The following is a 21,068-nucleotide window of genomic DNA, read 5'->3' on the forward strand; positions in this document are numbered from 1 at the left end:
GCGGCCCGACGCGCAGGCGAAAGGCCGTTCAGGATCACTCTCATAAGTGACCAGGCGTCACTCATTCCTCTCCTGTCACACTTCTGTCACAGGATCACTACGGGTATCACCGTGAACTCCGTTACCCGCAGCGGCGGAATCCGCGTTACTCAAGGCCCGTCTCCGGGCTTCCCGTCGGGATAACCCCGGGGCCTCTTGGCACTGACGGAAATAGGCCACAGGAAAAGACGCCGAGAGCAAGCCAGCGGCCCGTTCCCTTTCCGTGTCAGGTGCTCTTCACGAGCATTTGACCGCTCACGGGGAATCCGTTCTGGACTGGCTGGGCGCGGAGGGCATGCCCCAGCACAACTTCGTCACGCTGCCTGTACTCGGCGACCCGGCGGGAGAGCCGGGCCGCTCCAGAGCCCGGTCGAGGCGGTCACGGAGCGTCCTGATGTGATCGGTGAGTTCGGCCGGTTCGACGACCTCGAAATCGAAGCCCAGCAACGCCACGTGGATCACCATCACGTCGAGGCTCGCGGCCCCGGTGCGCAGCAGGCAGGTGCCTTCGCTCTCGGCCTCCAGCACCCCGGCCGTCGGTGAGATCCGGAGCCTGGCCTCCTCGACCGGTACGAGCAGTCTGATGACGGCTTGCGTGGCGTACGCGCGTGTGGAGATGCCCTGGGAGACATAGGCGGCGAGGTCCGCGGCGGGCGGGGTGCGCGGCTCGAAGCGCGGTCCGTGGGGCGGCTTGGGCGTGATGCGATCGACGCGGAACGTACGCCAGTCGTCGCGGTCCAGGTCCCAGGCCACCAGGTACCAGAGCCGCTCGGTGCACACCAGCCGGAGCGGTTCGACGGTGCGCCGGGACGAGGAGCCGCCGTGGTCGCGGTACTCGAAGCGCAGCCGCTCGGAGTCCCGGCAGACCGCCGCCAGTTCAGTGAGGAGGGAGGGGTCCACGGCGGAGGTTCCCGGGCCGCGCAGCATGGGCACCGTGAAGGCGTTCAGCGCGCCGACGCGGCGGCGCAGCCGGCTGGGCAGCACCTGTTCGAGCTTGGCCAGGGCGCGTACCGAGGTCTCGCCGATGCCCTCGATGCCGTGACCGGCGGCGGTGCGCAGGCCCACCGCGACGGCCACGGCCTCGTCGTCGTCAAGCAGCAGCGGCGGCAGTTCCGCGCCCGCGCCGAGCTGGTAGCCGCCGCCGGTGCCGCGGCTCGCGTTGACGGGATAGCCGAGTTCGCGCAGCCGGTCCACGTCCCGCCGGACGGTGCGGGGCGTGACACCGAGACGATCGGCCAGGTCCGCACCGGACCATTCGCGGTGGGTCTGCAGGAGGGAGAGCAGACGCAGCAGTCGAGCCGAAGTCTCCAGCATGCGTCCGAGTCTGCCAGCCCATGCGGACAACCACTGTCCGCAAGGGCTCTCAGCCGTCCTTGCCCGGCCCGGCCGCCCGCACGTGCACCGACAGATCGTTGTCCAGGGTGTAGTACGGGCCGGTCTCGACCGGTCCGTACTCCGTCTCCATGCGCATGAACGGGTAGGTGAAGATCGCCTTCTTGTCCGGCACATCGTCCAGCAGTCGCGCGATCCGTACGCGCGGCCCGCTCTCACCGGCCGGGCGCAGCCACAGGTTCCACCGGCCGGGGCCGGTCCCGGTCAGCAGCCCGTAGTGAAGGATGACGGTGAAGTCCCTGCCCGCGACGGTGACTTGGGACCGCTGGACACGGTCCTGCTCGGTGCGCGGGACCGCCTCGGCGTAGGCGTCCGGGGTAAGTGGGGTGCCGTAGACGCGGCCCCGGATGTCGATCGACGCCTCGCTGATGAGGATCTCGCCCGCTTCGGCGTGCGGGGAGCGCAGCCAGCTGCGCACGGTGAGGTTGCCGTGCTTGGTCGCGTAGGGGATGCGCACGGCGATCTGTTCGCCGGTGCTGTCCGGGGCGCGGTCGACCAGCGAGCGCAGATCGTTGACGCCGGGCGCCAGACGCTGCGGCTCCTCGCCCGCCTGCTGGGCGTAGACGTCCCACCGCCCCTCCGCCAGCCGGACGCTGCTGGGCAGCGCGGCCCGCAGCCGGCCGTCCGCCGCCGGGGTCAGCGGCAGCCGTACCTCGTCGGCGGGATGACCGGAGTCCCGGCGGCGCAGCACCAGATGCACCGGGCCGGGCGTGCCCGGGTCGCTGATGTCGAAGGTCAGTCCACCCGCGGAGTCGGCCTGGCAGTCGACGCGGGGCGGCGCGACCTGGTCCGCTTCGGAGTGCCGGTCCCCAGCGGGGTTGGGTGCCAGGGTGGTCATACGACGTGCCCTCTCTTCGGTGCCGGAGTGGTGGTCCGGGCCGTGCCGCTCATGCCGTACGCCTCTTCTTCAGCGCTGCGCGTCCGGCGTCCCGAACGACGTACGCACCCCCGAGCAGCGCTCCACGGGCACGATGCAGCGAGCCGCGCATCCGGCCCGCCCCGCCGGCGCCGCCGCCGCGTGCGACGAGCGCGGAGAACATCGCTTCGTACCGCTCGGCGATCCGGGCCGGGTCGAAGCGCTGCGAGTCCTCGAGGGCGGCGTGGCCCATCTGCTGCCGCAGTTCGTCGTTGTTGATCAGTTCGAGTAAGCCACCGGCGATGGCGTCGACATTGCCGACCTCGACGAGCCGTCCGTCGACTCCGTTGACGATGATCTCGCCGGGCCCGTGCGGGCAGTTCGTGGAGACCACGGGCAGGCCGCAGCGCATCGCCTCGACGATGGTCATGCCGAAGGACTCCAGGCTGGAGGTGACGGCGGCGATGGAGCCCTTGGCCCACTCCGGCTCGATGGGGCTGGCGGGACCCATCAGATAGACGTGGTTGTAGAGGCCGAGTTCGTCTATCAGGGCCCGCAGTGCCTCCTTCTCCTTGCCGCCGCCATAGATCCTCAGGCGCCAGTCGGGCCGCTGGTCGCGTACCTTGTCGAACGCTCTGATCAGCAGGTCGTAACGCTTCACCGGGGCGAGTCGGCCGGCTGCGACGACCCACTTGTGCGAGCCGTCCGCTGGCTCTATACCGGGTTCCGGCACGGGGTTCGGCAGGGCCTGGATGCGCACTCCGGGCAGCCGCATCTTGCGGCGGTACGCCCCCGCGTCCGCCTCCGTGGTCGTCGTCAGCGCGTCGAGTCGCGGATACACCCCACGCAGTCGCGCGCGCAGTGCCTTCGAGTGGCTGTCGAGCGTGAGGTGTTCCTGACCCACCCGCACGGGGCCGGGCCTGGTCTCCAGGGCGAGATGCACATTGAGCCCGGGCCGGGTGCCGACCACCACATCGGACTCGACCGCGGCGAGATGCCCGGCGATACGCCGGTCGGTCAGGGCGCTGTACTGCTCGTAGCGGCCCTCCGCGCGCGGGAAGGTGCGCGCCGGACGCGCATGCTCGGGGTCGTCGCCCTCGTACCCCGGGGCGTCCTCACGAACGTCGACGAGGTGGTGGACACGGACTCCCTCCGCGGGCGTGAAGACCGGCTCGTCGCGGTGGCGGAAGACCGAGACGATCTCCACATCGTGCTGCTGGGCGAGGGCGCCCGCGAGGTTGTACGTCGTCCGGATCGTCCCTCCGATTCCGTAGGCGTTGTGAATCAGGAAAGAGATATGCATACGGCCCCGTATCCCACGCTTCCTCGCGGACAGTCCCGTCTCGTCCGCCTACCGCAGGGTTAGACCCGGGGCATGGTGCGTGGGTTGGGCATCATCATCATCTTGTGCCCGAACAGTTGCGCCATCGAAAGCGGTATCGGGGAACCATTCGGCGACTTCGGGCATACGTGCAGGTGGAGCGCAGCTGAACGCCGCATGGCCCCGTCGGGCCGGAGCACCAGACGGGGCCACGCGCGCGTGCATCCGCACCAGGAGGGTCAGAGGTCGAGCCGCTGCCCCGGCACGATCAGGTTCGGGTCGTCTCCGATGACCGCCTTGTTGGCGGCGTAGACCGCACGCCAGGACGTACCGTGCTTCGCGGCGATGGAGCTCAGGGTGTCGCCGCGCTTGACGGTGTAGTCCGCACGCGCGGAGCCCCGGTCCGTGTGACCCGACGAGCGAACCGGCGCCTCCGACGGCTGCTTCGAGGGGGCTGCCTCGGTGGTGGCCGACGCCGCGGGAGCGCTTCCGGACGCCCCGGCGCGCGCCGAGCAGGTGGGCCAGGCACCCCATCCCTGTGCGCGCTGGACCTTCGTGGCGACAGCGATCTGCTGCGCCTTGGAGGCCTTGTCGGCGGTGGCCGCATAGGCCGTACCTCCGTACGCGCGCCACGTGCCGGCGGAGAACTGCAGTCCGCCGTAGTAACCGTTGCCGGTGTTGATGTGCCAGTTCCCGCCGCTCTCGCACTGCGCGATGCGGTCCCACACTCCGCTGTCCGCTGCCTGGGCGGTGCCCGTGGCGGCGGCGAGCAGTCCCAGCGGGGCGAGCAGGGCGGCCCCGACGAGAACTGCCGTCGTACGAGTGGACTCGGGACGTGCGGACATAGAGATCCCTCTCTACGGACCCGGGCTCCCCCAAGGCGGTTCGGCCGCCCAGCGCATACGGCGCCGGGCTGTGCCGCTCCACCCCGTCCGCCGACGGCCGGCTTGCGATCTGGCTGGTGCGGCCGGCGGACGTACCCGAGCGGTGCTCGATGCACACGGCGGAGGAATCTAGGCAGCTGTTCGCCCCGACATCAACCAACTCCTTGTCTTTCGAGGTCAGTTGCCCATTACCAGCGGTATCGACGATTTTCGGCCACCCACTTCATTCGCCGATTTCCGGATTTGTCGACCTCACCCCACGAGGATCTGTGACTCACTTCACCGGCCCAACTCCCTTGCATCTTTCGAGAGTTGGCATGGAGTGACCGATTCCGGGCACGACATCACGCTGCGCTTCGGATGGTTCGATTCCGTTCACATCCGGGCGTGACTCCGGCCACAGATCGTCCGTTGTTCATTCATGAGCCGGGAACCGCCCGGCTCAAGCCGGGAAGCGCCCGGTGTCCGTACCAAGCGAATTCCGAGGAGCCACCCGTGCCGCGCATGCTCGACGTCAGCGACGACGTACGCGCCGAGATCGGCGACGAAGAAGCGAACCGGCTGCTTGCCGGAGAGAACACCCCCGGCAGTTACGACTGCACGTCCTGCCGCACCCCGGGCAACTCGGAGCAGGAACGCACCAGCACCGTCCTGTTCGTCGGCGACGAGACCGCCGTGCTCGCCTTCGCCCACGCCACGTGTCTGCCCTCCCAGGTCGTCCAGGTCAGCGAGGAGCAGCTGCAGGGCGCCGTGCGCTCGATGGCCACAGGCGACGAACTCCTCGGTCCCCGCTCCGCGTCCGAGCCGGCCGTCCTCGGTGTGACCAGCGGTCTGGTCCTCATCGAGGGCGAGCTCCACCCGGCGCTCGTCGTCGAGCCGACCGGCCCCATCGCGCGCCCCGGCGCGACGGGTGGCGGCGACGACTTCCTGCCGCTGCTCATCGAGCAGGGCTTCATGCCGGTCTCCGAGGTGAACACCATGCCGCATGTGCAGCACGGCTGGTCGGTGCTGCTCGCCATGGGCCAGCTGCACGCCGTGCTCCAGCCGGGCGCGGGCGGCGGCTCCCCCGTCGCCTGGTGGCAGGCACACCAGCCGCTCCAGGTCACGGACGGCTGGCGGACGGCGGCCAACAAGCTCCAGCAGGTGCTGGTCTTCGCGGCCCCGGTCGGCACGATCGGCCGCCAGCCCCGCGAGGACCTGCTGCGCGAGGCCCTGGACCGGGCCGCGGCCGCGGGCAGGCTGGTCGCGGCGGCGATGCCTCTCGCCGGCACCTGAGCCTGCGCCGGCATACTTCGACTCCCGACCCGGGCGTCGCGGACGTCGAGCGTCCCTGAGCGACAGCTCTCGGGGGCGCCGCGGCAACCATCAATGGAGGCACCACGACGGCGAGCAACCAGGTCCGCGAGTGGGGGTATCCCCGGACGGAGTCTTGGGGAGGTGCCGGTTTAGGCACAAAAGGCAGTATCTGTTCGGGTAGGGAGTCGTTGGCACGTACGTGCACACTTACAACCCCTCCCGCCAGCCGTATCAGACCATCCCCTCCATGCGCCCCCCTCAGGAGGCGACGGTCAGCCACTCGGCCACGCCGATCTACGACACGCTGTACGCCGAGTACCGCAGGTCCTTCAGGACACTGCCGGGCGACCGCAGCGGCGAGGAGGACCTGGTGTTCACCGGTTTCGGGACGGGGTCGGGCGCCCGGCGCCATGACACCCGGGGCGCCGGCGGGCACGCCGGACCGACTAGCCCGACCACCGGCGTCTGGCAAGCAGTCGGGCGGCAGCACGGCTTCGGGAGTCTCCTCCCAGCCGCGCTGCCGCCCGTTCCGCGCAGAGAGCGCTGACTCCGTTCCGCGCGGAGAGCGCTGATCTCGGCGCCGCGCTCTCTGCGGTCTACTGCCTGCTTCTTCCGCTTACTTCTTCCTGCCGCGCTTCTCCCGCACCCGCACGGAGATGTGGATCGGAGTGCCCTCGAACCCGAACTCCTCGCGCAGCCGGCGCTCCACAAAGCGCCGGTAACCGTGCTCGATGAAGCCGGAGGCGAAGAGCACGAACCGCGGCGGCTTGGTCCCGGCCTGCGTACCGAACAGGATGCGCGGCTGCTTGCCGCCGCGGATCGGGTGCGGGTGGGAGGCGACCAGCTCGCCGAGGAAGGCGTTCAGCCGGCCCGTCGGGACGCGGGTCTCCCAGCCCTCCAGCGCCGTCTCGATCGCCGGGACGAGCTTCTCCATATGACGGCCGGTGCGCGCCGAGACGTTGACCCGCGGCGCCCAGGCGACCTGACCGAGTTCGGTCTCGATCTCCCGCTCCAGGTAGTAGCGGCGCTCCTCGTCGAGGGTGTCCCACTTGTTGTACGCGAGGACGAGCGCGCGGCCCGCCTCGACGGCCATCGTGACGATGCGCTGGTCCTGGACGGAGATCGTCTCGGACGCGTCGATGAGGACGACGGCGACCTCGGCCTTCTCGACGGCGGCGGCCGTGCGCAGCGAGGCGTAGTAGTCGGCGCCCTGCTGAAGGTGGACGCGCTTGCGGATGCCCGCCGTGTCCACGAACTTCCAGGTCTTTCCGCCGAGTTCGATCATTTCGTCGACCGGGTCGCGGGTGGTGCCCGCGATCTCGTTGACGACCACGCGCTCCTCGCCCGCGACCTTGTTGAGCAGCGAGGACTTGCCGACGTTCGGGCGGCCGATGAGGGCGATGCGGCGGGGGCCGCCGATCGCGGTGCCGAACGTCTGGGCCGGGGCCTCGGGCAGCGCCTCCAGGACGGCGTCCAGCATGTCGCCGGTGCCGCGGCCGTGCAGGGCGGAGACCGGGTGCGGCTCGCCGAGGCCGAGCGACCAGAGCGCAGCCGCGTCTGCCTCGCCGCTCGGCCCGTCGACCTTGTTGGCGCACAGCACGACGGGCTTGCCCGCCTTGCGCAGCAGCCGTACGACCGCCTCGTCCGTGTCCGTGGCGCCGACCGTCGAGTCGACGACGAACACGACCGCGTCGGCGGCCTCGATCGCGTACTCGGCCTGCGCGGCGACGGACGCGTCGATGCCGAGGACGTCCTGCTCCCAGCCGCCGGTGTCGACGACCTTGAAGCGGCGGCCCGCCCACTCGGCCTCGTACGTCACACGGTCACGCGTGACGCCCGGCTTGTCCTCGACGACGGCTTCGCGACGGCCGATGATGCGGTTCACGAGGGTCGACTTGCCGACATTCGGGCGGCCGATGACGGCGAGTACCGGCAGCGGGCCGTGTCCGGCTGCCTCGATCGCGCCTTCGACATCCTCGATGTCGAAGCCCTCTTCCGCGGCGAGCTCCATGAACTCCGCGTACTCGGCGTCGCCAAGCGCCCCGTGCTCGTGCTCCGCCGAGCCCTCGGGCTGGATCTGGTCGTTCATGAAGTCCGTACCTCGTTGTTCATCGTGGTGATCGGTGGACTCCCCGTGGGGTGAACCATGGGTGATCCACTACTCAAGTGTCGCCTAGCGTCCGGTCAGACGCCTGGCGTTTTCCAGGTGGGCGGTGAGCTGTCCCTGGATGCGTACGGTCGCCTCGTCGAGCGCCTTGCGCGTACGCCTGCCACTGCCGTCGCCCGCCTCGAACGGGTCGCCGAAGACGACGTCGACGCGGCTGCGCAGCGGGGGCAGCCCCCGTATCAACCGTCCGGGCCTCTCGTCGCTTCCCAGCACCGCGACCGGCACGATCGGCGCGCCGCTGCGCACCGCGAAGTACGCCAGGCCGGCCCGCAGCGAGGCGAAGTCGCCGCTGCCCCGCGTGCCCTCCGGGAAGATGCCGAGGACTCCGCCGCTCTCGAGGACTCCGAGGGCCTGGGTGATCGCCGTGCGGTCGGTGCTCGTGCGGTCGACCTTCAGCTGGCCGATACCGCGCAGGAACGGGTCGAGTGGACCGACGAACGCCTCTTTCTTGATCAGGAAGTGCGTGGGCCTGGGCGCGACGCCCATGACCATCGGGCCGTCGATGTTGTGGGAGTGGTTCACGGCCAGGATCGCCGGGCCGGTCGCGGGGACCTTCCAGGCGCCGAGGACGCGCGGCTTCCACAAGCCGTACATGAGTCCGACGCCGATACGGCGCCCGACCTCGGCCCCCTGCCGGGACGGCGTCGCGCTCACCGCCGTGGTCACTTCGCGGCCCGCTTCTCCTCGATGAGGGTGACGACGCACTCGATGACCTGCTGCAGCGTGAGGTCGGAGGTGTCCACCTCGATCGCGTCGACCGCCTTGGCGAGCGGAGAGGTCTTGCGGCTCGAGTCGGCCGTGTCCCGCTTGATCAGCGCCGCCTTGGTGGCGGCGAGGTCGGCGGCCTCCTTGCCCTTGAGCTCACCGTTGCGGCGGGCGGCGCGGGCCTCGGGAGATGCGGTGAGGAACACCTTGAGGTCCGCGTCGGGCAGCACGGTCGTGCCGATGTCACGGCCCTCGACGACGATGCCCTTCTCGGCGGCGGCGGCGATGGACCGCTGCAGCTCGGTGATGCGGGCGCGCACCTCCGGAACCGCGCTGACCGCGCTCACCTTGGAGGTGACCTCCTGGGTGCGGATGGGACCGGCGACGTCGGTGCCGTCGACGGAGATCGTCGGCGCGGACGGATCCGTACCCGAGATGATGTCGGGCTTGCCGGCCACGGCGGCTATCGCGCCGGGGTCGGTGATGTCGATCCCGTTGTTCACCATCCACCAGGTGATCGCCCGGTACTGGGCGCCGGTGTCCAGATAGCTGAGGCCGAGCTGGGCGGCGACGGCCTTGGACGTGCTCGACTTGCCCGTGCCGGAGGGGCCGTCGATGGCGACGATCACTGCCTGGGCAGTCCGGGCGGCGGTTTCCACGGCGAAGGACACCTTCCTGGTACGGGGTGGTGGGCTGATGCGGGACACGATCGTGCCCCGCACAAGGTTACTGGCTCCCTGGACCCGCCATTACGGACCGGGCCTGGGAGCCGGGTCCCCTGCCAGGGGCGCACACGAGGGCTGAGGGTCCCAGTCCGTGGCCGCAACCGCAGCCCGTGGCCGCAACCGCAGACCGCGGGCGAGCCGCTACTGCCGGATCGCCCAGCCCCTCTCCCGCAGCGCGGCCGTCAGCACAGGCGCCGTCTTCGGCTCCACCATCAGCTGCACCAGGCCCGCCTGCTGGCCCGTCGCGTGCTCGATGCGGACGTCCTCGATGTTGACCCCGGCCATCCCCGCGTCCGCGAAGATCCGGGCCAGCTGGCCCGGCTGGTCGCTGATCATGACGACGACGCTCTCGTACACGGTCGGGGCAGCGCCGTGCTTGCCCGGGACGCGGACCTGGCCTGTGTTGCCGCGGCGCAGGACGTCCTCGATGCCCGTGACGCCTTCGCGGCGCTTCGCCTCGTCCGAGGACTGGAGTGCGCGCAGCGCCTGCACCGTCTCGTCGAGGTCGGCGGCCACGTCCGCGAGCAGATCGGCGACCGGCCCGGGGTTCGCGGACAGGATGTCGATCCACATCCGGGGATCGGACGCGGCGATGCGCGTCACGTCGCGAATGCCCTGGCCGCACAGGCGTACCGCGGCCTCCTCGGCGTGCTCCAGGCGGGCCGCGACCATGCTGGACACCAGGTGGGGCATGTGCGAGACGAGCGCGACCGCCCGGTCGTGGGAGTCGGCGTCCATGACCACCGGGACGGCGCGGCAGAGCGCGACCAGCTCCAGGGCGAGGTTGAGCACCTCGGTGGCGGTGTCGCGGGTGGGCGTCAGCACCCAGGGGCGCCCCTCGAAGAGGTCGCCGGTGGCGGCGAGCGGCCCGGACTTCTCGCGGCCCGACATGGGGTGCGTGCCGATGTACGCGGACAGGTCCAGGCCCAGCGCCTCGAGATCGCGGCGGGGGCCGCCCTTGACGCTGGCCACGTCGAGGTAGCCCCGGGCGGCGCCCCGGCGCATCGCGTCGGCGAGCGTCGCGGCGACGTGCGCGGGCGGTACTGCCACGATCGCGAGGTCGACAGGGCCCTCGGGAGCGTCGTCCGTACCGGCGCCCAGCGCGGCCGCCGTACGGGCCTGCTCGGGATCGTGGTCGACGAGATGGACGGTGACGCCGCGGCCAGCGAGCGCGAGGCCGGCGGAGGTGCCGATCAGGCCGGTTCCGATGACGAGGGCGGTTCTCACTGGGCGATGTCCTTGCGGAGTGCGGCCGCGGCGCCGAGGTAGACGTGCGCGATCTCGGACCTGGGCTTGTCGGATTCGATGTGCGCGAGGACACGGACGACGCGGGGCATGGCCCCGTCGATGTCGAGCTCCTGCGCACAGATCAGCGGCACGTCCACGATGCCCAGCTTGCGGGCGGCGGCTGCCGGGAAGTCGCTGTGCAGATCCGGGGTGGCCGTGAACCAGACGCTGATCAGATCGTCGGCGGTCAGTCCGTTCCGCTCCAGGATGGCGGTGAGCAGCTCGCTGACCTGCTCGTCCATGTGCCCGGCCTCGTCCCGCTCAAGTTGGACGGCGCCCCGGACCGCTCGTACCGCCACGGTGTTGCTCCTTGCTCGCGTACGTACTGCATGCCACCTGCTGCATGCCTGATGCCACCTGCATGCCGTCTGCCGCATGCCTGTGCAGCCAGCCTAGTCAGCGCGGTACGCGCGCGTGCGCGACGCCCGCGTGCCGAGACGGGCGCCCACCGAGACGGGCGCGTCCCGAGACGGCGCGGCGCGCTGACCGATGGTCCTACGCACGCGGACGTACGCGGTGTCCGGCGTGTTCCGGACCGGGCCCGGCCCGCTCTGGACGCGGTGGCCGGGGTCCGGTTGCATGGATGAGGTCGCGCACGGTGCGCCTCGGGGGAGGCTGGTATGAAGCGCTCCGGACCCCTTTTCACGCTCTTCGCGGGGCTGTTGCTCGCCCTGTTCATGCTGTCGCTCAACGAGACGACGGGGGCGGGGACTTCGTCGTACGGGGGCGCGTCGCCCGGCACGGCGTCGCCGAGCCCGTCCGGCACTCCGCCGTCGCCCTCGGAGACACCGCCCTCCCAGCCGCCGTCGGGAGGGCCCTCCGAGAGCCCGTCGGCGAGCCCCACCAAGAGTGCTCCGCCGAACGCCGACTACGCGGGCCGTACCGACGACGATTCCTCCGCGGTCGCCGTCTCGCTGCGGGACGGCAAGGCCATCGCGTACTTCTGCGACGGGCGCGACCAGGAGTCCTGGCTGAAGGGCGATGTCGAGGACGACGGCAGCATGAGGCTGACCGGCAAGCACGGCGCCAAGCTCGAGGGCACCCTGAGCGGCAGGAAGATCCGCGGCACCGTAGAGATCGACAAGCAGCGCTGGGCCTTCACGGCCGACAAGGCGATCAAGCCGTCGGGGCTCTACCGCGCGACGGCCGAGGTGCGCGGCGCGCAGATCGACGGCGGCTGGATCGTGCTGCCCGGCGGCCGCCAGGTCGGCATCCTCAAGCGCGACGGCGAGCCCGCGCCGGCTCCCGAGATCGACCCGGAGACCGGTGCCGTGACGGTCGACGGACAGCGCCTCACCGCCCGCCCGGTGGTCCCCTGATCTGCCACCTGACCGATCTGTCCCCTTGATCCCCCGCCCCTCGTCCCCACTGACCCAGGGAGCCGGCATGACCGTCGACCCCAATGCCGTCACACAGGACTTCCCCTCGCCCCATCCGGGGACAGGTCACCGGCGCCCGCACGCGGCGCGTTATCTCGTACCGACGCTGGTCGCCGCGGCGGTCGCGGTGGGCCTCGGCGTGTACGGAAAGGTGCACGACCCTCAGGGCACGGCCTTCAACCTGGCCGGGTTCAGCAGCACGGGTGCGGTCAAGTCATGGCTGGCGACGACGGCGTTCGCCTTCGCGCTGCTGCAGGTCGCGTCGGCGTTCATGGTGTACGGACGGCTGCCGGGGCCGTCCTGGGCTCCTGCCCTGCACCGCTGGTCGGGCCGGATCGCATTCCTGGTCTCCGTGCCCGTCGCCGTTCACTGCCTCTACGCGCTCGGCTACCAGTCGCACGAGCCGCGCGTGCTGTGGCACTCGCTGCTGGGCTGCTTCTTCTTCGGGGCATTCAGCGCCAAGATGCTGCTGCTCCGCTCGGAACGGCTGCCGGGCTGGCTGCTGCCGGTCGTCGGCGGCCTCGTCTTCACCGTGCTGACGGTGGTCTGGCTGACGTCGGCGCTGTGGTTCTTCCGGACGTTCGGGGTGACGACATGACGTCGGCACGCGCGCGTGCGTCGCGACGTACCGTCCTCGCGACGGGCGCGCTGGCGGTGGTCACGGCCGGATGCAGCAAGTACGGCGACGAGGGCGGCGGATCCGGGGCCGACGGCGGCGCGTCGGCCGAGGCCCCGGCCACGTCGCAGGCGCCCGGCCCCTCGCAGCAGAGCCCGCAGCCGTCCGGCGCCTCCCCGTCCGGGCAGCAGTCGGGCGGCGGACAACCGGGGAACAATGCGCCCGACGGAGAGGAACTGGCCAGGACCACCGACATCCCGGTCGGCGGCGGCAAGGTCTTCGCCGACCGGAAGATCGTCGTGACGCAGCCGAGCGAGGGCGACTTCAGGGCCTTCTCGGCGGTCTGCACCCACCAGGGGTGCACGGTCCGCGACGTGACGGGAGGCACCATCAACTGCCCCTGCCATGCCAGCAGGTTCCGCGTCGAGGATGCCTCGGTGGCGGGCGGCCCCGCGCCGAGTCCGCTGGAGCCGCGGAGGATCACGGTGTCGGGAAATTCGATCCACCTCGCGTAGCGGCCGCGCGTACGCTCGCGGGCATGCTTCCCGAGGACCTCGTACGCCACCACACTGTCTACGCCTGTGTGATGGGCTCGCGCGCCTTCGGCCTGGCCACTGACACCAGTGACACGGACCGCCGCGGGGTCTTCCTCGCGCCGACCCGGCTGTTCTGGCGCTTCGAGAAGCCGCCGACGCACGTCGACGGCCCGGCGGAGGAGCAGTTCTCATGGGAGCTGGAGCGCTTCTGCGAGCTCGCGCTGCGCGCCAATCCGAACATCCTGGAGTGCCTGCACTCGCCGCTCGTCGCGTACGCGGACGAGACCGGCCGCGAGCTGCTGTCCCTCCGCGGCGCGTTCCTCTCCCGCCAGGCCCACGAGACGTTCACCGGCTACGCCCTCGGCCAGCGCAAGAAGCTCGAGGCGGACGTACGACAGCACGGCGCCCCGCGCTGGAAGCACGCGATGCACCTGCTCCGCCTGCTGATGAGCTGCCGCGACCTCCTCCGCACGGGCGAGCTGACGGTCGACGTCGGCGTCGAGCGCGAGCCGCTGCTCGCGGTGAAGCGCGGCGAGGTCCCCTGGCATGAGGTCGAGTCCCGCATGGCCCGCCTGGCCGCCGAGGCGGACGAGGCCGCCACCCGCAGCCCGCTCCCGCCGGAGCCGGACCGGGCTCGGGTGGAGGACTTCCTGATACGCGTGCGCCGCGCCTCAGCCCTTCGGACGGACCCGGACGACGAGTTGGTACAGGGCGTCGTCGTACGCACTCGTGGCGTCCGGCAGCGCTGACGCGGCCTGAGCCTCGTCGGGCACCGCGTGCAGCACCTTCTCGAAGAGCCGCCAGTGCGTGGCCGCGATCACGCGTCCCAGAGCGCGCCGAGGGTCACGAGCTCGCTGTGGTACTCGATCCGGTCCGCCCACTCCGCCGGCCACGCCTCGGCGCCCAGGTGCGCGCCCGCGAAGGCGCCGGCCAGGCAGGCGATCGAGTCGGAGTCGCCGGACGTGCAGGCGGCCCTGCGCAGGGCGGTGACCGGTTCGTCGACGAAGAGCAGGAAGCACAGCAGGCCGGTGGCGAGTGCCTCTTCGGCGATCCAGCCCTCTCCGGTGGCCAAGCACGGGTCGGTCTCGGGCGAGGGGCTGCGCAGGGCGTGCTGCAGGCGTTCCAGGGCCGCCAGGCAGTCGTCCCAGCCGCGTGCGATGAAGTGCTCGGGACTGGGGTCCTGGCTCCTGGTCCACAGCCCGCCGAGCCAGCGCTCGTGGTAGCGGGTGCGGTTCTCGTAGGCGTACGAGCGCAGCAGGCCCACCAGGCCCGTCGGCTCGGCGCCCCCCGCCAGCAGCCGAACGGCGTGCGCGGTGAGGTCGGACGCGGCGAGCGCCGTGGGGTGGCCGTGGGTGAGGGCCGACTGCAACTGGGCGGCGCCCGCGCGCTGTTCGTCGCTGAGCCCTGGTATGAGTCCGATGGGCGCGACCCGCATGTTGGCGCCGCAGCCCTTGGAGTGGATCTGGCTCGCCTCTTGCCAGATACGGTCGTCCGCCCCCAGCAGGTTGCAGGCGACCAGGCACGTGTTGCCGGGGGCACGGTTGTTCTCCGGCGAGCGGTACCAGTCCACGAACTCCTCGCGCACCGGCCGCTCCATCCGCTGCGGTGCGAGCGGGCCGCGGTCCATGGCGGTGCGCAGGCCGCGCCCGAGCGCCAGCGTCATCTGGGTGTCGTCGGTGACGATCGCGGGCTTCGGCAGTTCCATCTCCCGCCAGGGCCCGCACTTGGCGAGGATCGACGGCACGTCGCTGAACTCCGTCGGGAAGCCGAGCGCGTCCCCGAGGGCGAGCCCGATGAGGGAACCGGTGGCGGCGCGCTTCATGCCGGTCCTCCGTACCGAGGGCGTGGCTGAGGTCATGACGGTCGTCCTTCCGGTCGCAGCAGCGGTGGGTGCAGCGTGGTGGCGGTGCCAGCGCGGTAGAGGGCGGCGGGTTTGCCGCGGCCTCCTGTCAGCCGTGCGGCACCGGGGACCGGCTCCACGAAGCCGGGTGTGGCAAGGACTTTGCGCCGGAAGTTGGGCCGGTCGAGCCCGGTGCCCCAGACCGTCTCGTAGATCTGCTGCAGCTCGCCGAGCGTGAACTCGGGCGGGCAGAACGACGTGGCGAGGCACGTGTACTCGAGCTTGGCACCGACGCGCTCGCGGGCGTCGGCGAGGATCCGGTCGTGGTCGAAGGCGAGCGCACCGGCGCCACCGTGGGGCAGCCACCGGGCCTGCGCCGCGTCACCGCCGCCGCGCGGCTCCGGCAGGTCGGGGACGAGCGCGGTGAAGGCGACCGAGACCACCCGCATCCGGGGATCGCGGCGGGGCTCGCTGTACGTACGCAGCTGCTCAAGATGGAGCCCGGAGACGTCCACGATGCCGGTCTCCTCGGCGAGCTCGCGCCGGGCGGCCGTCTCGGCGGACTCATGGGGCAGTACGAAGCCGCCGGGCAGCGCCCACCGGCCCGCGTACGGTGCCTGCCCGCGCTCGACGAGCAGCACTTGGAGCTCGCCCGCGCGGACGGTGAAGACGGCGAGGTCGACGGTGACGGCGAACGGTTCGAAGGCGTACCTGTCGTATCCCTGCATCCGCCCACCCCCTTAATAGTCGCAATGACTATAAACAGCGGAGCCGCGCGGGCACAAGAAGGCGGCCGGCTCCCGTCACCACGGGAACCGGCCGCCACATGACCGAAGGAGAAGGACCTACAGGTCGACTTCCTTCATCAGCATGCCGACCTCGGTGTTCGACAGGCGGCGCAGCCAGCCCGACTTCTGGTCACCCAGCGTGATGGGCCCGAAGGCGACGCGTACGAGCTTGTCGACGGGGAATCCCGCCTCGGCGAGCATGCGGCGCACGATGTGCTTGCGGCCCTCGTGGAGGGTCACCTCGACCAGGTAGTTCTTGCCGGTCTGCTCGACGACGCGGAAGTGGTCCGCACGTGCGTACCCGTCCTCCAGCTGAATGCCGTCCTTGAGCTGCTTGCCCAGGTCACGCGGGATCGGACCCACGATGTGCGCCAGGTAGGTCTTCTTCACGCCGTACTTCGGGTGCGTGAGTCGGTGGGCCAGCTCGCCGTGGTTGGTGAGCAGGATGACGCCCTCGGTCTCGGTGTCGAGCCGTCCGACGTGGAAGAGCCGCGTCTCGCGGTTGGTGACGTAGTCCCCGAGGCACTGGCGCCCCTCCGGGTCCTCCATCGTCGACACGACACCGGCGGGCTTGTTGAGCGAGAAGAACTGGTACGACTGCGTGGCCACGGTCAGCCCGTCGACCTTGATCTCGTCGTGCTCCGGGTCGACGCGCAGGCCCTGCTCGAGGACGATCTCGCCGTTGACCTCGACTCGCGCCTGCTCGATCAGCTCCTCACACGCGCGCCGCGAGCCGTAGCCCGCCCTGGCGAGGACCTTCTGCAGCCGCTCGCCCTCCTGCTCGGCGCCCGGGAAGGTCTTGGGCAGCTTGATGTCCTTCTTGCCCGCGTACCGCTCGCGGTTGCGCTCCTCGGCACGGGTCTCGTACTCACGGGAGCGCGCCGGAGCCGTACGGCCGCCGCGCTGCGGCTGACCCTGCTTGGGGCCGCCCTTGGCGCCTCCGCGGGCCGCCGCGCCCCGGCCCTTCTTGGGCCCGTCGCCGCCCGCGCCGCCGGAACCGCCCACGTCGTAGCGGCGCTCCTCGGGACGGGGGCGGCCCGCGCGCTTCTGCTTGTCGTCGCGCTGTCCCCCAGTCTCCGACCGGGAGGTGCCACCACCGGCCCCCCGGTAGTTACCGCGTCCGCTGCTGTTCCTGCCGCTGCTTCGCATCAAAGTTCCGTCGTCGTCGTGTCGCGTGAGTCTGATTCCGGATCCGGTGCATCCGGATCGAACGACGGGACCCCTTCCTGCGTCTCGGCCTCGATCGCCTCCGCCTCCGGGAGGAAGGGCGCGAGCTCCGGGAGCTCGTCCAGGCCGCGCAGGCCCATCCGCTCCAGAAAGTAGTTCGTCGTCCTGTACAGGATCGCACCTGTTTCGGGTTCCGTGCCCGCCTCCTCCACGAGACCGCGCTGGAGCAGGGTCCGCATCACGCCGTCACAGTTCACACCGCGGACCGCGGAGACCCGGGAACGGCTGACCGGCTGGCGGTACGCGACGACGGCGAGCGTCTCCAGCGCGGCCTGCGTGAGCCGCGCCTGCTGGCCGTCCAGAACGAAGCCCTCGACGGCCGCGGCGTACTCGGGGCGCGTGTAGAACCGCCAGCCGCCCGCCACGAGCCGCAGCTCGAAGCCGCGTCCCTGCACGGTGTACTCGTCGGCCAGCTCGCGCAGCGCGTCGGCGACCGCCCGCCGGGGCCGCTCCAGGATCTTGGCCAGGTGCTCCTCGGTCGCGGGCTCGTCGACGACCATGAGGACGGCCTCGAGGGCGGGCTTGAGATCGAGATCCGCGACGGTGCGCAGGCCGGCCGGGCTCTCGGTCGTCTCCTCGCTCACGTCTTCTCCTCCTTGGCTTCCTCGTCCCCGGCTCGCAGGCCCTTGCCTTCCGCGCCCTTGGCTTCCGCGCCCTTGGCTTCCGCGCCCTTGGCTTCCTCGGGCGGTCGGTCGAACTCGTCCGTCACCCTCGGCTGCTCGTCGCCGTCCCCACCGGTCCAGCGCACCAGCAGCTCGCCGAGGGCGGTCTCCTGTTCCAGCGCCACGGCTTTCTCCCGGTACAGCTCCAGCAGGGCCAGAAAGCGGGCGACGACGGTGAGCGTGTCGTCGGTGTCCTCCACGAGGGTGCGGAAGCTGGCCTCGCCGAGCTCCCGCAGCCGCGCCACGACGATCCCGGCCTGCTCCTGCACGCTCACCAGCGGGGCGTGGATGTGGTCGACGTACACCTGCGGCTTGGGCTTGGGCTGCATCGCCTTCACGGCGAGCTTGGCGAAGCCCTCGGCGCCGATGCTGATGACGACGTCGGGCAGCAGCTCGGCGTGGTGCGGCTCGAGACCGACGGTACGCGGGTAGCGCCGCGCCTCGTCGTCGAGCCGCCCGCTGAAGATGTCCGCGATCTGCTTGTACGCGCGGTACTGCAGCAGCCGCGCGAACAGCAGGTCACGGGCCTCGAGCAGTGCGAGGTCGGCCTCGTCCTCGACCTCGGCCGCGGGCAGCAGCCGCGCCGCCTTCAGATCGAGCAGTGTGGCCGCCACGACGAGGAACTCGGTCGTCTGGTCGAGATCCCAGTCCGGCCCCATGGCCCGGATGTGCGCCATGAATTCATCGGTCACCTTGGACAGCGCGACCTCGGTGACATCGAGCTTGTGCTTGGCGATCAACTGCAGAAGCAGATCAAAGGGCCCCTCGAAGTTCGCCAGCCGAACTTTGAACTTCCCGTCCGACGGCTCACTGACGGGAGCCGCAGGAGTGTCGGCGGGCGCCGTGTGGTTGTGGGCAGGCGTTCCGCTGGGCGATGGGGGTACCCCCTGCTCGAGCGAAGCCGAGAGCTTGGGGGAGGGTGGGCACAACCCGCCACGGTCCGCACCGGACCCAGGAACTTCAGCCACAGCCGGGCTCTCCGCCGAAGGCGGTGCAACCTCCGCAGGAGGCGGTGCAACCTCCGCAGGAGGCGGTGCAACCTCCGCAGGAGGCGGTGCAACCTCCGCAGGAGACGCAGCAGCCTCCGCAGGAGACCCAGCAGCCTCCGTGGGAGGAGCCAAAGGCTCATCAGCTGGAGGCGCCGCCCCCGGCCCACGCCCCAGCATCCGCCTACGGGCAGCCCGAGGCGACGAAACAGAGTCGTCAGAGGTCGGCGGCATTACGGTCCAGGGAAGGGGTGCGAGGGAAGCGCGGGCAAGGCCCGCGTACGAGCTCGCAGGCTACCGCGTACCGCCTACCGCCCCCGAAGCCGCCGCACAAGAATGCTGGCGTCCCCACGCGACTCGAGATCCGCAAGAACAACGGCGACAGCCTCCCGCACGATCCGCCCGCGGTCCACCGCGAGACCGTGCTCCCCGCGCAGCACGAGCCGCGCATGCTCGAGGTCCATCAGCTCCTCGGCGGAGACGTACACCGTGATCTTCTCGTCGTGGCGCTCGCGTCCACTGGGCCTGCGCGCCGCGGCCCGCCCGCGCCGCCGCGCAGCGGCAGACCCGGAAGAAGCCCCGGACGCACCCGATCCGGCAGATGCGCCCGCCGCCGACCCGGCAGCCCCCGGAGCGCCGGAACCCGACCCCTCCTTGAGCGCCCGGCGGCGCCCCGCCTCCCTCTCGCCCTCCGCGGCAGCCGACCGGCTGCGGGACTCGCCCGCCTCGGACTCGGCGTCCGCGGCGGCGTGCTCGGCGCTCTCGCGGTCATCGCCGCCCTGCGCCGTCGTACCCGCGGACTGCGCCGACGCGTCCTCCGCGGCGACGGCATCGCTCTCGCCCGCCGGACCAGGAACCCTGGCCTCGCCGTTGACCGGGCGCCTCGGGGTGGACGACTGGAGCGCCATTCCCCCGGTCGTACGGAACAGTTCGTCGGCCCCGGGCAGACTCACTCGGCGTGACACCGGGCGAGCACCTCCCTGGCGAGCTGGCGGTAGGCGGCGGCACCGACGGAGTTGGAGGCGTACGTGGTGATCGGCTCACCGGCGACCGTGGTCTCCGGGAAGCGGACCGTGCGCCCGATGACCGTGTGGTACACGTGATCGTCGAAGGCCTCGACCACACGGGCCAGGACCTCGCGGCTGTGCACCGTACGCGAGTCGTACATCGTGGCGAGGATGCCGTCGAGCTCCAGCTCGGGGTTGAGCCGCTCCTGGACCTTCTCGATGGTCTCGGTGAGCAGCGCGACACCGCGCAGCGCGAAGAACTCGCACTCGAGCGGCACGATCACCTTGTGGGCCGCGGTCAGCGCGTTCACGGTCAGCAGACCGAGCGAGGGCTGGCAGTCGATCACGATGTAGTCGTAGTCGGCCATGAGCGGCTTCAGGGCGCGCTGGAGCGTCGACTCGCGCGCGACCTCGCTCACCAGCTGCACCTCGGCGGCCGAGAGGTCGATGTTGCTCGGCAGCAGGTCCATGTTCGGGACCGCCGTCTTCAGCAGGACCTCGTCCGCGGCCATTCCCCGCTCCATGAGCAGGTTGTAGACCGTCAGGTCGAGCTCCATCGGGTTCACGCCGAGACCCACGGACAGCGCGCCCTGCGGGTCGAAGTCGACGAGCAGCACCCGGCGTCCGTACTCCGCGAGCGCGGCGCCCAGGTTGATGGTCGACGTCGTCTTGCCGACGCCGCCCTTCTGGTTGCACATCGCGATGATCTTCGCGGGGCCGTGGTCGGTCAGCGGGCCCGGGATCGGGAAGTAAGGCAGCGGGCGGCCGGTCGGGCCGATGCGCTCGCGGCGCTGGCGTGCGGCGTCGGGCGCGAGCGTGGCCGCGTACTCGGGGTCTGGCTCGTACTCGGCGTCGGGGTCGTAGAAGTGCCCCTCGGGCAGTTCGTCGTAGTCGGCGAAGTGGTCGCGGTTCTCGCCACTTCCGTTGCCGGCCATGGCGTTCACGTGATGGCCATCCATGCTCTGGTGTGCTGTCTGAGTCATCCGGGGACTCTGGTGGGCTGCGAAGGTACGGACAGCGACGGAGCCGACAGCCTCGAGCCCCGTGGGCCCTGGGCCCTGCGCAGGCATTCCTGGTTGACCACCCCCGGGAGTAAATGTCGACTCATTCACAAGTCGTCTTACCTCCTTGGTGACCAGGAAACTTCTAGATAGGTCAGCGTGGCACCATGCCGACGATTGGCGACTCTATGGCGTGTCACCGGTCCGCAGCAACACAATCCACCGGACCCGGCCCGATGTGTCGGCAACCGAACACCCCTCTGTCAAGGGCGTACAGCAGTCATTGGCCGCGTTTCGCGGGTGTACGAATCGGTTGAAGCGCTACGTTCGAGGCAAGTTGAGCGAGTCTCGCAA

The 21,068-nt window shown here is 70.8% G+C and carries 22 protein-coding genes; 6 read left to right on the forward strand and 16 right to left on the reverse strand.

The window, feature by feature from the left end:
• Window positions 1–294: 294 nt before the first annotated feature.
• From ACSMXV_RS10780 to ACSMXV_RS10795, 4 genes are all read right to left on the reverse strand, one after another.
• Entirely contained in the window at window positions 295–1,353 is a 1,059-nt protein-coding gene (locus tag ACSMXV_RS10780; protein ID WP_473177441.1) for a helix-turn-helix transcriptional regulator, read from the reverse strand.
• A 49-nt stretch (window positions 1,354–1,402) separates the two neighbouring features.
• A complete protein-coding gene (locus ACSMXV_RS10785) occupies window positions 1,403–2,269 on the reverse strand; it encodes a hypothetical protein (RefSeq protein WP_473177442.1) in 867 nt (288 codons plus the stop codon).
• 49 nt (window positions 2,270–2,318) lie between these two features.
• On the reverse strand, window positions 2,319–3,590 hold the full coding sequence (locus tag ACSMXV_RS10790) for a glycosyltransferase family 4 protein (RefSeq protein WP_473177443.1): 1,272 nt from the start codon (window positions 3,588–3,590) through the stop codon (window positions 2,319–2,321).
• A 257-nt stretch (window positions 3,591–3,847) separates the two neighbouring features.
• Window positions 3,848–4,453 carry a transglycosylase family protein gene (locus ACSMXV_RS10795; protein ID WP_473177444.1) on the reverse strand — a complete coding sequence of 202 codons (606 nt, stop codon included), beginning with the start codon at window positions 4,451–4,453 and terminating at the stop codon, window positions 3,848–3,850.
• 534 nt (window positions 4,454–4,987) lie between these two features.
• On the opposite strand from ACSMXV_RS10795, the gene ACSMXV_RS10800 reads away from it, so the two are divergent.
• Together ACSMXV_RS10800 and ACSMXV_RS10805 are read left to right on the forward strand one after the other, a co-directional pair.
• Window positions 4,988–5,767, forward strand: a complete 780-nt coding sequence (locus ACSMXV_RS10800; RefSeq protein WP_473177445.1) for a hypothetical protein — start codon at window positions 4,988–4,990, stop codon at window positions 5,765–5,767.
• Between the two features lie 268 nt (window positions 5,768–6,035).
• Window positions 6,036–6,335: a hypothetical protein gene (locus ACSMXV_RS10805; protein ID WP_473177446.1), complete on the forward strand. Its 300-nt coding sequence runs from the start codon at window positions 6,036–6,038 to the stop codon at window positions 6,333–6,335.
• 69 nt (window positions 6,336–6,404) lie between these two features.
• Here ACSMXV_RS10805 and der read toward each other — a convergent pair whose 3' ends face one another.
• From der to aroH, 5 genes are all read right to left on the reverse strand, one after another.
• A complete protein-coding gene (der, locus tag ACSMXV_RS10810; protein ID WP_473177447.1) occupies window positions 6,405–7,877 on the reverse strand; it encodes a ribosome biogenesis GTPase Der in 1,473 nt (490 codons plus the stop codon).
• An 84-nt stretch (window positions 7,878–7,961) separates the two neighbouring features.
• Window positions 7,962–8,660: a lysophospholipid acyltransferase family protein gene (locus tag ACSMXV_RS10815; RefSeq protein ID WP_376773013.1), complete on the reverse strand. Its 699-nt coding sequence runs from the start codon at window positions 8,658–8,660 to the stop codon at window positions 7,962–7,964.
• Window positions 8,618–9,319 (reverse strand): (d)CMP kinase, encoded by a 702-nt coding sequence (gene cmk / locus ACSMXV_RS10820; protein WP_473177448.1) that lies wholly within the window; start codon window positions 9,317–9,319, stop codon window positions 8,618–8,620. The genes ACSMXV_RS10815 and cmk overlap by 43 nt, the downstream gene beginning before the upstream one ends.
• Before the next feature lie 207 nt (window positions 9,320–9,526).
• Window positions 9,527–10,612, reverse strand: a complete 1,086-nt coding sequence (locus ACSMXV_RS10825; RefSeq protein ID WP_473177449.1) for a prephenate dehydrogenase — start codon at window positions 10,610–10,612, stop codon at window positions 9,527–9,529.
• Window positions 10,609–10,971 (reverse strand): chorismate mutase, encoded by a 363-nt coding sequence (gene aroH, locus ACSMXV_RS10830; protein WP_181660887.1) that lies wholly within the window; start codon window positions 10,969–10,971, stop codon window positions 10,609–10,611. The genes ACSMXV_RS10825 and aroH overlap by 4 nt, the downstream gene beginning before the upstream one ends.
• Before the next feature lie 321 nt (window positions 10,972–11,292).
• On the opposite strand from aroH, the gene ACSMXV_RS10835 reads away from it, so the two are divergent.
• The 4 genes from ACSMXV_RS10835 (at window position 11,293) to ACSMXV_RS10850 (ending at window position 13,952) form a co-directional block, all read left to right on the forward strand.
• Window positions 11,293–11,991, forward strand: a complete 699-nt coding sequence (locus tag ACSMXV_RS10835) for a hypothetical protein (RefSeq protein ID WP_473177450.1) — start codon at window positions 11,293–11,295, stop codon at window positions 11,989–11,991.
• A 67-nt stretch (window positions 11,992–12,058) separates the two neighbouring features.
• A complete protein-coding gene (locus tag ACSMXV_RS10840; protein ID WP_473177451.1) occupies window positions 12,059–12,649 on the forward strand; it encodes a DUF6529 family protein in 591 nt (196 codons plus the stop codon).
• Entirely contained in the window at window positions 12,646–13,182 is a 537-nt protein-coding gene (locus tag ACSMXV_RS10845) for a Rieske (2Fe-2S) protein (protein ID WP_473177452.1), read from the forward strand. The genes ACSMXV_RS10840 and ACSMXV_RS10845 overlap by 4 nt, the downstream gene beginning before the upstream one ends.
• A gap of 23 nt (window positions 13,183–13,205) precedes the next feature.
• A complete protein-coding gene (locus ACSMXV_RS10850; RefSeq protein WP_473177453.1) occupies window positions 13,206–13,952 on the forward strand; it encodes a nucleotidyltransferase domain-containing protein in 747 nt (248 codons plus the stop codon).
• Between the two features lie 68 nt (window positions 13,953–14,020).
• Here ACSMXV_RS10850 and ACSMXV_RS10855 read toward each other — a convergent pair whose 3' ends face one another.
• The 7 genes from ACSMXV_RS10855 to ACSMXV_RS10885 form a co-directional block, all read right to left on the reverse strand.
• A complete protein-coding gene (locus ACSMXV_RS10855; protein ID WP_473177454.1) occupies window positions 14,021–15,061 on the reverse strand; it encodes an ADP-ribosylglycohydrolase family protein in 1,041 nt (346 codons plus the stop codon).
• Window positions 15,058–15,771 (reverse strand): NUDIX hydrolase, encoded by a 714-nt coding sequence (locus tag ACSMXV_RS10860; RefSeq protein WP_473177455.1) that lies wholly within the window; start codon window positions 15,769–15,771, stop codon window positions 15,058–15,060. Before ACSMXV_RS10860 ends, ACSMXV_RS10855 begins: the two co-directional genes overlap by 4 nt.
• A gap of 117 nt (window positions 15,772–15,888) precedes the next feature.
• Window positions 15,889–16,980 carry a pseudouridine synthase gene (locus ACSMXV_RS10865; RefSeq protein WP_473177456.1) on the reverse strand — a complete coding sequence of 364 codons (1,092 nt, stop codon included), beginning with the start codon at window positions 16,978–16,980 and terminating at the stop codon, window positions 15,889–15,891.
• Window positions 16,980–17,642 carry an SMC-Scp complex subunit ScpB gene (gene scpB / locus ACSMXV_RS10870; RefSeq protein WP_473177457.1) on the reverse strand — a complete coding sequence of 221 codons (663 nt, stop codon included), beginning with the start codon at window positions 17,640–17,642 and terminating at the stop codon, window positions 16,980–16,982. Before scpB ends, ACSMXV_RS10865 begins: the two co-directional genes overlap by 1 nt.
• Window positions 17,639–18,940 carry a segregation and condensation protein A gene (locus ACSMXV_RS10875; protein ID WP_473177458.1) on the reverse strand — a complete coding sequence of 434 codons (1,302 nt, stop codon included), beginning with the start codon at window positions 18,938–18,940 and terminating at the stop codon, window positions 17,639–17,641. Before ACSMXV_RS10875 ends, scpB begins: the two co-directional genes overlap by 4 nt.
• A gap of 74 nt (window positions 18,941–19,014) precedes the next feature.
• Window positions 19,015–19,671, reverse strand: coding sequence for a hypothetical protein (locus ACSMXV_RS10880; RefSeq protein ID WP_473177459.1), 657 nt, complete (start codon window positions 19,669–19,671; stop codon window positions 19,015–19,017).
• The gene (locus tag ACSMXV_RS10885) at window positions 19,656–20,783 is read right to left on the reverse strand and encodes a ParA family protein (protein WP_181660876.1); all 1,128 of its coding nucleotides are present in this window, start codon (window positions 20,781–20,783) and stop codon (window positions 19,656–19,658) included. Before ACSMXV_RS10885 ends, ACSMXV_RS10880 begins: the two co-directional genes overlap by 16 nt.
• Between the last annotated feature and the right edge of the window lie 285 nt (window positions 20,784–21,068).

This window comes from Streptomyces sp. DSM 42067, assembly GCF_055792885.1.